The sequence below is a fragment of the Salinicola tamaricis genome, assembly GCF_003006155.1.
In the GTDB taxonomy this organism is placed as follows: Bacteria; Pseudomonadota; Gammaproteobacteria; order Pseudomonadales; family Halomonadaceae; genus Salinicola; species Salinicola tamaricis.
The window spans coordinates 3,504,652-3,515,709 of record NZ_CP023559.1 but is presented as its reverse complement, the minus strand read 5'-3'; the positions used below and the strand labels follow the sequence as shown (position 1 = coordinate 3,515,709).

Annotated in this window: 9 protein-coding genes and 4 tRNA genes; 4 read left to right on the top strand and 9 right to left on the bottom strand. The window is 63.6% G+C overall.

Going from position 1 to position 11,058, the window contains the following annotated elements:
• Nucleotides 1-92: 92 nt before the first annotated feature.
• The 7 genes from clpX to CN538_RS16110 all read right to left on the bottom strand — a co-directional run bounded on the left by clpX (nt 93) and on the right by CN538_RS16110 (nt 4,345).
• Entirely contained in the window at nt 93-1,385 is a 1,293-nt protein-coding gene (clpX, locus tag CN538_RS16140) for an ATP-dependent Clp protease ATP-binding subunit ClpX (protein ID WP_035471685.1), read from the bottom strand.
• Between the two features lie 64 nt (nt 1,386-1,449).
• Nucleotides 1,450-2,070, bottom strand: coding sequence for an ATP-dependent Clp endopeptidase proteolytic subunit ClpP (gene clpP / locus CN538_RS16135; protein WP_106420094.1), 621 nt, complete (start codon nt 2,068-2,070; stop codon nt 1,450-1,452).
• A 125-nt stretch (nt 2,071-2,195) separates the two neighbouring features.
• Nucleotides 2,196-3,551, bottom strand: a complete 1,356-nt coding sequence (gene tig, locus CN538_RS16130) for a trigger factor (RefSeq protein ID WP_106420093.1) — start codon at nt 3,549-3,551, stop codon at nt 2,196-2,198.
• Between the two features lie 353 nt (nt 3,552-3,904).
• Nucleotides 3,905-3,979: transfer RNA gene (locus CN538_RS16125), tRNA-His, on the bottom strand.
• A 23-nt stretch (nt 3,980-4,002) separates the two neighbouring features.
• Nucleotides 4,003-4,077, bottom strand: a tRNA-His gene (locus CN538_RS16120).
• A gap of 74 nt (nt 4,078-4,151) precedes the next feature.
• Nucleotides 4,152-4,228: transfer RNA gene (locus tag CN538_RS16115), tRNA-Arg, on the bottom strand.
• Between the two features lie 40 nt (nt 4,229-4,268).
• A tRNA-Pro gene (locus tag CN538_RS16110) sits at nt 4,269-4,345 on the bottom strand.
• Between the two features lie 273 nt (nt 4,346-4,618).
• Between CN538_RS16110 and folD the strand changes: the two genes are divergently transcribed.
• The gene (folD, locus tag CN538_RS16105; RefSeq protein WP_164999634.1) at nt 4,619-5,476 is read left to right on the top strand and encodes a bifunctional methylenetetrahydrofolate dehydrogenase/methenyltetrahydrofolate cyclohydrolase FolD; all 858 of its coding nucleotides are present in this window, start codon (nt 4,619-4,621) and stop codon (nt 5,474-5,476) included.
• Between the two features lie 28 nt (nt 5,477-5,504).
• Nucleotides 5,505-6,209, top strand: coding sequence for a 5'-methylthioadenosine/S-adenosylhomocysteine nucleosidase (gene mtnN, locus CN538_RS16100; protein ID WP_106420091.1), 705 nt, complete (start codon nt 5,505-5,507; stop codon nt 6,207-6,209).
• A gap of 175 nt (nt 6,210-6,384) precedes the next feature.
• Here mtnN and cysS read toward each other — a convergent pair whose 3' ends face one another.
• A complete protein-coding gene (cysS, locus tag CN538_RS16095; protein ID WP_106420681.1) occupies nt 6,385-7,779 on the bottom strand; it encodes a cysteine--tRNA ligase in 1,395 nt (464 codons plus the stop codon).
• A 5-nt stretch (nt 7,780-7,784) separates the two neighbouring features.
• On the bottom strand, nt 7,785-9,509 hold the full coding sequence (locus tag CN538_RS16090) for a glutamine--tRNA ligase/YqeY domain fusion protein (protein WP_106420090.1): 1,725 nt from the start codon (nt 9,507-9,509) through the stop codon (nt 7,785-7,787).
• Nucleotides 9,510-9,676: 167 nt separating this feature from the next.
• Here CN538_RS16090 and CN538_RS16085 point away from each other — a divergent pair, with 167 nt between their 5' ends.
• Both CN538_RS16085 and CN538_RS16080 read left to right on the top strand, forming a co-directional pair.
• Nucleotides 9,677-10,168 carry a peptidylprolyl isomerase gene (locus CN538_RS16085; protein ID WP_106420089.1) on the top strand — a complete coding sequence of 164 codons (492 nt, stop codon included), beginning with the start codon at nt 9,677-9,679 and terminating at the stop codon, nt 10,166-10,168.
• Nucleotides 10,169-10,219: 51 nt separating this feature from the next.
• Nucleotides 10,220-10,843 carry a UDP-2,3-diacylglucosamine diphosphatase gene (locus tag CN538_RS16080; RefSeq protein WP_242495256.1) on the top strand — a complete coding sequence of 208 codons (624 nt, stop codon included), beginning with the start codon at nt 10,220-10,222 and terminating at the stop codon, nt 10,841-10,843.
• Nucleotides 10,844-11,058: the final 215 nt, after the last annotated feature.

Here is an 11,058-nt window from a genome sequence, read left to right as displayed (position 1 = left end):
AACACCGCTGGACGGCCGAGAGCGCGGCCCCGACATGAAGAAGGGGCCCCTGAGGGCCCCTTCCCTGAGTCGAGACGTCAACGCGGGAGGCATCAGCCGTCCTTGTTGGCGACCCGGCTCTCTTCCTGCTTGGAGTAGATCAACAGCGGCTCGCTATCACCCGAGATGACGGATCCATCGATCACCACCTTGGTCACGCCCTCCAGAGACGGCACGTCGTACATCGTCTCCAGCAGCACCGACTCGAGGATCGAGCGCAGACCACGCGCACCAGTCTTGCGCTCCATCGCCTTGTGGGCCACGGCGCGCAGCGCGTCCTCGCGGAAGTCGAGCTCGACGCTCTCCATCTCGAACAGGCGTGAGTACTGCTTGACCAGCGAGTTCTTGGGCTCGACCAGAATCTGGATCAGCGCCTCTTCGGTCAGCTCGGTGAGTGTGGCGATAACCGGGAGACGGCCGACGAACTCGGGGATCAGGCCGAACTTGACCAGATCTTCGGGCTCGACATTGGCCAGTACATCACCGACGCCCTTGTCGCTCTCCTTGCTCTTGACCGTGGCGTTGAAGCCGATGCCACCCTTCTCGGCGCGATCGCGGATCACCTTGTCCAGGCCGGCGAAGGCGCCACCGACGATAAACAGGATATTGCCGGTATCGACCTGCAGAAACTCCTGCTGCGGGTGCTTGCGCCCACCCTGGGGCGGCACCGAGGCAGTAGTGCCCTCGATCAGCTTGAGCAGCGCTTGCTGGACCCCCTCCCCCGAGACGTCACGGGTGATCGACGGGTTGTCCGACTTGCGCGAGATCTTGTCGATCTCGTCGATGTAGACGATGCCGCGCTGCGCCTTCTCGACGTCGTAGTCGCACTTCTGCAGCAGCTTCTGGATGATGTTCTCGACATCCTCGCCGACATACCCCGCCTCGGTGAGCGTGGTCGCATCGGCGATGGTGAACGGCACATTGAGCAGCCGCGCCAGCGTCTCCGCCAGCAGCGTCTTGCCGCTGCCGGTCGGACCGATCAGCAGGATGTTCGACTTGCCCAGCTCGATGTCGTCGTTCTTGCCACCACTCTTGCCGCCGCCACGCAGCCGCTTGTAGTGGTTGTAGACTGCCACCGACAGCACCATCTTGGCGCGATCCTGACCGATGACGTAGTCATCCAGCGTATTGCGGATCTCACGGGGTACCGGCAGGCGATCCTCATCGCTCTCGGCGTCGGCTTCCAGCACCTCTTCGCGGATGATGTCGTTGCACAGATCGACACACTCGTCACAGATGTAGACGGACGGCCCTGCGATCAGCTTGCGTACCTCGTTCTGGTTCTTGCCGCAGAACGAGCAGTAGAGCAGCTTGCCGTTGTCGTCTTTGCCTTTACCGTCGGCCATTCGTGTACCTCGTCAGGACGGCGATGCCGAACATCGCCGTGTGAAACCTTGACTCAAAACGCTATCAGGATACCGGGCGCTTATCCAGTTTGGCGTCGATCAGCCCGTACTCGACGGCCTGGTCGCCATCCATGAAATTGTCGCGATCGGTGTCCTGGGCCACCTTGTCGATATCCTGACCGGTGTGATCGGCCAGAATCCGGTTGAGCTTGTGGCGGATCGTCAGAATCTCCCGGGTGTGGATCTCGATGTCGGAAGCCTGCCCCTGATAGCCGCCCAGCGGCTGGTGAATCATCATGCGCGAGTGCGGCAGGCAGTAGCGCTTGCCCTTGGTACCCCCGGTCAACAGGAGTGCCCCCATGCTCGCCGCCTGACCGATACACACGGTCGACACGTCCGGCTTGATGAACTGCATGGTGTCGTAGATCGACATGCCCGCGGTGACCGAGCCACCAGGAGAGTTGATGTAGAGGTGGATATCCTTGTCCGGATTCTCGGACTCCAGGAAGAGCAGCTGCGCCACCACCAGATTGGCCATGTAGTCTTCGACTTGGCCGACCAGGAAGATGACACGCTCCTTGAGCAGCCGGGAGTAGATGTCGTAAGACCGCTCGCCGCGCGCACTCTGCTCCACGACCATCGGAACCAGGCCGCCGGCATTACTGATGTCGAACTCGTTACGCATCGCGATTTCCTTGCATCTGGTGAGTGTCACACCCCTCTAGACGGCGGCCGGGAACCCACGTTGCTTTCTCCGACCACCGCCGAACCCCGACATCTCGCCGGGGTCCGTCGCTTACCAAGCAGCGCTCATGCTTTGGAATCGCTCTCTTCACTCTCATCTTCATCGGCCGCATCGTCCGATTGTTGAGCGGCCTGCAGCACGTCTTCATAGCTCATGCTGACGTCTTTAACCTGGGCCTGAGCCAGCAGCTTGTCAACGGCCTTGTCTTCGAGCACCGCAGACTTGATCTGGTTCTTGAGCTCGTCGTTCTTGAGGTACTGCTCGACCACCTGCTCCGGCTGCTGATACTGGGTCGCCAGTTCCTCGGCACGGGCACGGATCTCGTCGTCGCTCGCTTCGAGCTCGTTCTGCTTGATCACTTCGGCCAGCAGCAGGCCAACCTTGACTCGGTTGCGCGCTTGATCGGCGAACAGCTCGTTGGGCAGCTGGCTGACGTCGAAATCGTCACCCAGGCCAAACTGCTGCGCTGCCTGACGCTTGAGACCATCGGTCTCCTGATCGATCAGCGACTGCGGTACGCTGACTTCATTGGCCGCCTGCAGCGCCTCGAGCACCTGCTGTTTGACACGGTTCTGCGTGGCCTGCTTGACCTCGCGCTCCATGTTGCTCTTGACTTCGGCGCGGAACTTGTCGAAATCACCATCGTCAACGCCGAACGCCTTGATGAACTCGGCGTCGACTTCCGGCATCGTCTTGGCCGACACTTCGTGCACCTTGACTGCGAAGGTGGCTTCTTGACCGGCCAGATGCTCGGCCTGGTAGTCTTCCGGGAAGGTCACCTGGATGCGCTTCTCTTCGCCGGCACTGGCGCCCACGAGCTGCTCTTCGAAGCCCGGGATGAAACGGTTGGAGCCCAGCTCCAGTTCGTGCCCTTCGGCAGCACCGCCCTCGAAAGGCTCGTCACCGAGGAAGCCCTCGAAGTCGATCTTGACCTGATCGCCCATCTCGGCGCCACGCTCGACCGGCTGGAACTCGGCGCGCTGGGTGCGCAGGGTCTCGATCATCTGATCGATGTCGGCTTCGGTGATTTCGGTCTGCGGACGCTCGACCTCGGTACCGGCGATGCTCTGAAGCTCGATCTCCGGGTACACCTCCAACGTGGCCACGAACTCGAGATCCTTGCCGTCCTGGTTGACGGTCGGTTCGATCGAGGGGTAGCCGGCCGGATTGAGGCTCTCTTCGGTGATGGCGCGCACGTAGTGCTGGCGCATCAGTTCGCTGACCACCTCGTTGCGCACGTCCTGACCGAAACGCTGACGCACGACGGCCATCGGGATCTTGCCTTGACGAAAGCCATTCAGACGAACGCGCTTGGCGGTGTCTTGCAGACGAGCGGCGACGGCCTGATCGACCTCGCTCGCCGGCACCTGGACGGTGATGCGACGTTCGATCTGGGAAGTCGTCTCAACGGAAACTTGCATAGATGATCCTCTACCGACGGGAGCGTTCTGTGATTGCAACTTCAAAAAAATAAGGGTGAGATTCTATGAATCCCCATGCCTACTGGCAAGCAGACTTGCCGCCTACATTGGGCTGAAGCGCCCGAAAACCAAGGGGCAGCGACGAAAATCGACAGAATAAAAGGACGACTCGTCGTCATCGACAGGCAAGCATCGCCGCCAGACAGCTACGAACATGGCGCGCGAGACTGCCAGCCACGACATTGAGCGCGCAAGGCGTCGACGATCAGCCATCGGACTTCACGTAGCGCAAACCAGGTAGCCAGAGCAAAACTGGGCAGGGAGAACCAGGAGGACATCCGAAGAGACAGAAATGGGGTGGATGATGGGGATCGAACCCACGACCACCGGAGCCACAATCCGGGGCTCTACCACTGAGCTACATCCACCATTTCTGGGTGCGTGTCGAAAGTGGGGTGGATGATGGGGATCGAACCCACGACCACCGGAGCCACAATCCGGGGCTCTACCACTGAGCTACATCCACCATCTCGACACTGGCATCGCTTGGAACCGCCGCAACCCATCCAAACGCTTCACAAGGTGAAGCCATCCGGAGAGTGGCGCGCCCAGCAGGACTCGAACCTGCAACCTACGGCTTAGAAGGCCGTTGCTCTATCCGGTTGAGCTATAGGCGCATTCCAATACCGGCTGCCTGTCCACCGATCGCCGACCTACTGGTCGGGGTAGAGGGATTTGAACCCCCGACATCCTGCTCCCAAAGCAGGCGCGCTACCAGACTGCGCTATACCCCGTCACCGGACGATGCGATCGATGACGCTACGAGCCCCTCGATGCGCTGCGTATTCTACGGATCATTTCTGTCAGGTCAAGCCCTTACGTGCATTTCAGACGACCCCGGGTCGTATCTGCCCTGCCCCACTGTCGCCACAGTGACAGCCATCCTCAAAGCCTGCGTTGACTGGATCGGCTGGCGTGCGAAAATTGCCGCCTTCGCCGGCCTGGTCGAAGCCCTGCTTCGCCCAGCGAGACCGGCCGCTATCTCCGCTACTCAGAAAGGACAGTCGATGACCGCTCAGTTGATCGACGGCAAACGCATTGCCGGCGCCATCCGCGAACAGGTGACCACCGAGGTGGCCGAGCGCCTCCAGCTGGGACGCCGACGCCCGGGCCTGGCGGTGATTCTGGTGGGCCATGACCCCGCCTCCGAGATCTACGTGAGCCATAAGCACCGTGCCTGCGAGCAGGCCGGCATTCTCTCGTTCAGCCATCGGCTCGATGCCACCATCAGCCAGCAGGCGTTGGAGGCGGTCATCGACGAACTGAATGCAGACGACACGGTCGACGGCATCCTGCTGCAGCTGCCGCTGCCCGAGCACCTCGATGCCAACCCGCTGCTCGAACGCATCCGCCCGGACAAGGACGTCGACGGATTCCACCCTTACAACCTGGGACGCCTGGCCCAACGCATGCCGCTACTGCGCCCGTGCACGCCCAAGGGCATCATGACCCTGCTCGAACACAGCGGTATCGAACTGCGTGGCCTCGAGGCGACCGTGGTCGGCGCCTCCAATATCGTCGGTCGGCCCATGTCACTGGAGCTGCTGCTGGCGGGCTGCACCACCACTGTGTGCCACCGCTTCACCCGCAGCCTGGAGGAAAAGGTACGTCAGGCCGATCTGCTGGTGGTGGCCGTGGGCAAGCCGGGCCTCATCGATGGCAACTGGATCAAGCCGGGCGCCGTGGTGATCGATGTCGGCATGAACCGTAACGATGACGGCACTCTGGTCGGCGATGTCGACTTCGCCAGTGCCGCCGAGCGTGCCAGCTTCATCACCCCGGTACCCGGCGGGGTCGGCCCGATGACGGTCGCGACCCTGCTGCAGAACACCCTGCAGGCCGCCGAACTCCACGACGCCCATTGACCCTCGCCGCCACTCAAGGAATCTCGTGATGCAAACCATCGGCCTCATCGGTGCCATGGAGCAGGAAGTCACCCTACTCGCCTCGCAGCTGGAAGACGCGCGCGTCGAACGTCACGCCGGCGCCACCTTTCACTGCGGCCGTCGCCACGGTGTCGAGATCGTGCTGCTGCAGTCGGGCATCGGCAAGGTCAATGCCGCCGTCGGCACCACCCAGATGATGAATCGCTTTCGCCCCGATGCGGTGATCAACACCGGTTCGGCGGGCGGCTTCGGCGCCGAACTGGAAGTCGGCGACGTAGTCATCTCCAGCGAAGTGCGCCATCACGACGTCGACGTCACCGCCTTCGGCTATGCCCTGGGCCAGGTGCCGGGCATGCCGGCGGCGTTCACCCCCGCGCCCGAGCTGGTCGGCGCCGCGCGCGCAAGCATCGAGAGCCTCGGCGAGCTGCGCGTGTTCGAGGGCCTGATCTGCACCGGCGACAGCTTCATGTCCGACCCGGCCCGGGTCGAGGGACTGCGAGCACACTTTCCCGAGATGCTGGCGATCGAGATGGAAGCGGCGGCGATCGCCCAGACCTGCCACCTCTTCGACTGCCCGTTCGTGGTCATTCGCGCACTCTCGGATATCGCCGGCAAGTCCTCGCATCTCTCCTTCGACGCCTTCCTGGAGCGCGCCGCGACCCACTCGGCACGCATGGTCGACGCCATCGTCGCGCGCCTGGCGACGCGCTGACCCGCCCCACTTGAGGCGCCCGGAAACGACAGACTCTGACAACGAACGCCTCTGACAACGAACGCCTCTGAAAACGAATAGGCCCCGCCAGATCGGCGGGGCCTATTCGTCACTGGCAAAGACACGGCAACAGCCCCCGACGCAGCTCTCGCGCTCGGTCGCGGCCGTCTTCAGTTCAGTCGCCAGCCGCCTCCAGACTCCATCGGGTACCCTCGCGGGAGTCCTTGAGCACGATACCCAGCGCCGCCAGCTCGTCGCGAATACGGTCGGCGGCGGCAAAGTCGCGCTCGCGCTTGGCCTGGGCGCGCGCCTCGATACGCGCTTCGATCTCCGCCTCTGCCAGCGGCAGCGCCTGGGCGCCGGCCTTGAGAAATGCTGCCGGCTCGCGTTCGAGCAGACCCAGCACCCCAGCCAGCCGCTTGAGTTCGAACGCCAGCGCTGCGGCCCGTGGCATATCCGCATCGCGCAGGCGATTGACCTCGCGCACCAGTTCGAACAGCACCGACAGCGCTTCGGGGGTGTTGAAGTCGTCGTTCATCGCCGCGCTGAAACGTGCCGCATAGTCCGGCTCGACCTCGCCCTGGCACGGTGTGATGCCATCCAGCGCGTGATAGAAGCGCTCCAGCGAGCGCCGCGCCTCGCCGAGGGATGCCGGCGCGTAATTGATCGCGCTGCGATAGTGGCTGGCCACCAGCAGGTAGCGCACCACCTCCGGATCATGACTCTCGAGCACTTCACGAATGGTGAAGAAGTTGCCCAGCGACTTGGACATCTTCTCCTGATCGACGCGCACCGCGCCGGCGTGCATCCACACATTGACGTAGGGCTTGCCAGTGGCTGCCTCGCTCTGGGCGATCTCGTTCTCGTGGTGGGGAAAAGTCAGATCCGGCCCGCCACCATGAATATCGAACGTCTCGCCCAGGCAGCAGGTCGACATCGCCGAGCACTCGATATGCCAGCCCGGACGCCCCTCACTCCATGGCGAAGGCCAGCTCGCCTCGTTCGGCTTGGCCGCCTTCCACAGCACGAAGTCGAGCGGGTCCTCCTTGTGCGTATCGACCACCTCGACCCGCGCCCCGGCCCGCATCTCGTCCAGATTGCGGTTGTTGAGCTTGCCGTAGGCGGCGAACCGGCGCACGCGGTAGTAGACGTCACCGTTGTCCGCGGCATAGGCGTAGTCGTTGTCGATCAGACGCTGGATCATCGCCACGATCTCGTGGATATGCCCAGTGGCCCGGGGCTCCAGGTCCGGGCGCAGTACGCCCAGACGCGCTTCGTCTTCGTGCATCGCCGCGATCATGCGCTCGGTCAGCGCCGAGATCGGCTCGCCATTCTCCTCGGCACGCTTGAGGATCTTGTCGTCGATATCGGTGATATTGCGCACATAGGTGACGTCGAGCCCGGTCTGACGCAGCCAGCGGGTGATCACGTCGAAGGCCACCATCACCCGGGCATGCCCCAGGTGGCAGTAGTCGTAGACCGTCATACCGCACACGTACATGCGCAGCTTGCCGGGCTCGATCGGTTGCAGCGGCGCCTTGCGCCGCGTCAGCGTGTTATAGACCTGCAGCTCGCTCATGCCGTCCCCTGCTGCTTCTGCTGAATCTTGGCCCAGGAGTCCTTGAGCCCGACCGTGCGATTGAACACCAGCTTGCCATCGCGGCAGGCATGGCGGTCGGCGCAGAAGTAGCCCACCCGCTCGAACTGATAGCGCGCCTCCGGCGCCGCATCGGCCAGCGCCGGCTCGGCGATACCTTGTACGGTGACCAGCGACTCGGGGTTGAGATGATCGAGGAAGTCGGCATCCTTGTCGCGATCCGGCGCCTCGTCGAGAAACAGGTTGTCGTAGAGGCGCACTTCGACCGGCACGCCGTGCTCGGCGCTGACCCAGTGGATCACCCCTTTCACCTTGCGCCCCTCGGGGTTCTTGCCCAAGGTCTCGAAGTCGACCGAGCAGTGCAGCGCCGTGATCTCGCCGCCATCGTCCTTGATCACTTCATCGCAGCGGATCACGTAGCCGTTGCGCAGACGCACTTCCTTGCCTGGCGCCAGGCGGAAGAACTTCTTCGGCGGCTCCTCCATGAAGTCGTCGCGATCGATCCAGATCTCACGCGTCAGCGGCAGGCGCCGGGTCCCCATGTCTTCACGCGCCGGATGCCCCGGCACCTCGAACACTTCACCGTGGTCGGCGCTGACGTTGGTCAGCACCACCTTGAGCGGGTTGAGCACGCACATCGCGCGTGGCGCGTTGTCTTCCAGATCGGAGCGAATCGCGAAGTGCAGCATGGCGATATCGACCACATTGGCCGCCCGGCTGACCCCGGTCATGTCACAGAACTTGCGCAGCGAAGCCGGCGTGTAGCCGCGCCGGCGCAGCCCGGAGATCGTGGGCATGCGCGGATCGTCCCAGCCGTCCACCACCTGCTCGTCGACCAGCAGCTTGAGTTTGCGCTTGGAGGTCACGGTGTAGTTGACGTTCATCCGCGCGAACTCGGTCTGGCGCGGCTGCGAGGGCACCGGCAGGTGTGCCAGGAACCACTCGTAGAGCGGGCGGTGATCCTCGAACTCGAGCGTGCAAAGGGAGTGCGTGATGCCCTCGATCGCATCCGACTGCCCGTGGGCGAAGTCATAGGAGGGGTAGATCTTCCAGGCATCGCCGGTCTGATGGTGATGCGCGTGGCGGATACGATAGAGGATCGGGTCACGCAGATTGATGTTGGGCGCGGCCATGTCGATCTTGGCCCGCAGCACCTTGGCCCCCTCAGCGAACTCGCCCACCCGCATGCGCTCCAGCAGGTCGAGGTTCTCCTCCACCCCTCGTTCTCGGTAGGGGCTCGGCCGGCCAGGTTCGGTCAGGGTGCCGCGGTATTCGCGAATCTCTTCCGGCGAGAGATCGTCGACATAGGCCAGGCCTTCGCGCACCAAATGCTGGGCCCAGGCATAGAGCTGATCGAAGTAGCTCGAGGCGTAGCGCACCTCACCGCTCCAGCGATAGCCGAGCCACTCGATATCCTCACGAATGGCGTCGATATAGGCCTGCTCTTCCTTGGCTGGATTGGTGTCGTCGAAGCGCAGATGACAGCGGCCGCCGAACTGTTCCGCCAGACCGAAATTGACCCAGATCGACTTGGCGTGACCGATGTGCAGAAAGCCATTGGGCTCCGGCGGGAAACGGGTCACGATCGTCTGGGTCTGCCCCGATTCGATCTCGTCACGAATCTGATTGCGCAGGAAATTCGGGGCTCCGTGCTGGGTATCGTCGTTCTCGACGCGACTTTCGACCTCATGGAATGCAGACAACCTCTGTAATTCGTCGGACCGTGCGGTGACGGCGCTGGTGAAGGCAGGTTAACACGCGTGCCGGGCGGTTTCTCCCACCCGCGCAAAGCGGCTATTATAGCGCGACGCGCGGTCTCGGCGCCAAGCCGGCGCCGGCCCGGAACACGCCCTTTCGCTCAGGAAATCCCATGATCGTTCTGCACACCAATTACGGCATCATCAAACTCGAGCTGAACGCCGACAAGGCGCCCAAGACGGCGGCCAATTTCGAGCAGTACGTCCGCGACGGCCACTACGACGGCACCTTGTTTCACCGCGTGATCGACGGCTTCATGGTCCAGGGCGGCGGCTTCGACACCGACTTCGAGCAGAAGGCGACGCGGGCGCCGATCGAGAACGAAGCCGACAACGGTCTCACCAACCAGAAGGGCAGCGTCGCCATGGCGCGCACCCAGGACCCGCACTCGGCCAGCGCGCAGTTCTTCATCAACGTCTCCGACAACGACTTCCTCAACCACCGCGACAAGAGTCTGCCGGGCTGGGGCTACTGCGTGTTCGGCAATGTCGTCGAGGGCATGGACGTGGTCGAGCGTATCCGCCAGGTCGCCACCGGGCGCCGCGGCATGCACAGCGACGTGCCGGTCGAGGATGTCATCATCGAACGCGCCGAAGTCGTCTGAACGGCCGCCCTTCGCCCTTTCCTACCGACCGCCACTGCCATCGAGTCTGCCATGCAACTACTGATCGCCGATCTTCATCTGCAACCCGACCAGCCCGAGATCGCCCAGGGTTTCATCGACTACCTGCGCGGCCCCGCCCGCGAGGCGTCGGCGCTGACCATTCTCGGCGACCTGTTCGAAGCGTGGATCGGCGATGACTATCGTGGCGAATTCGAGCAGCGCATCATCGCCGAGCTGCGCGCCTGCCACGATGCCGGCACGCGGCTCGCCTTCATGCACGGCAATCGCGATTTCCTGATCGGCGAGGCCTTCGCTGCCGACAGCGGCTGCGCCCTGCTCGAGGACCCCACCGTGGTCGAGCTGGGCGGACGGCGCGCGCTGCTGATGCACGGCGACAGCCTGTGCACCGGTGACACCGCCTATATGGCGTTCCGCCGTCAGGCTCGCGATCCGGCATGGCAGGCACAGATCCTGGCGCTGCCGGTGGAGGAGCGCCTGGCGCTGGCACGCAAGCTGCGCCAGCAGTCCGGCGAGGCCAACTCCAACAAGGCCGAGGACATCATGGATGTGACCCCGGCGGCGGTGGTCGATACGCTGCGCGCGCATGAATCGCGCCTGCTGATCCATGGCCACACCCATCGCCCGGCGGTGCACGAGCTGGAGGTCGACGGGTGAGCGCGCCGAGCGCTTGTCATCGGCGACTGGCGGCCGATCAGGGCTGGGCAGCTGAGAGTCGAGGGCGACAGCCTGACACTGGAGTCGTTTGCCCTGGCCGAACCTGCCCTTCCCTCAAGCTGCCCCGCCTGAGCCCGCACGGGCGGCGGGGCCAGCGGTTCCCCAGCGCCAACTTCCTGGCGCACCGTTTATCTTGCGACGCCGCTGCCTATGCC

Bases quoted from the DNA above. Each gene is read 5' to 3' on its own strand.
- clpX (WP_035471685.1), bottom strand. From the start codon at position 1,385: ATGGCCGACGGTAAAGGCAAAGACGACAACGGCAAGCTGCTCTACTGC.
- clpP (WP_106420094.1), bottom strand. From the start codon at position 2,070: ATGCGTAACGAGTTCGACATCAGTAATGCCGGCGGCCTGGTTCCGATG.
- tig (WP_106420093.1), bottom strand. From the start codon at position 3,551: ATGCAAGTTTCCGTTGAGACGACTTCCCAGATCGAACGTCGCATCACC.
- folD (WP_164999634.1), top strand. From the start codon at position 4,619: ATGACCGCTCAGTTGATCGACGGCAAACGCATTGCCGGCGCCATCCGC.
- mtnN (WP_106420091.1), top strand. From the start codon at position 5,505: ATGCAAACCATCGGCCTCATCGGTGCCATGGAGCAGGAAGTCACCCTA.
- CN538_RS16085 (WP_106420089.1), top strand. From the start codon at position 9,677: ATGATCGTTCTGCACACCAATTACGGCATCATCAAACTCGAGCTGAAC.
- CN538_RS16080 (WP_242495256.1), top strand. From the start codon at position 10,220: ATGCAACTACTGATCGCCGATCTTCATCTGCAACCCGACCAGCCCGAG.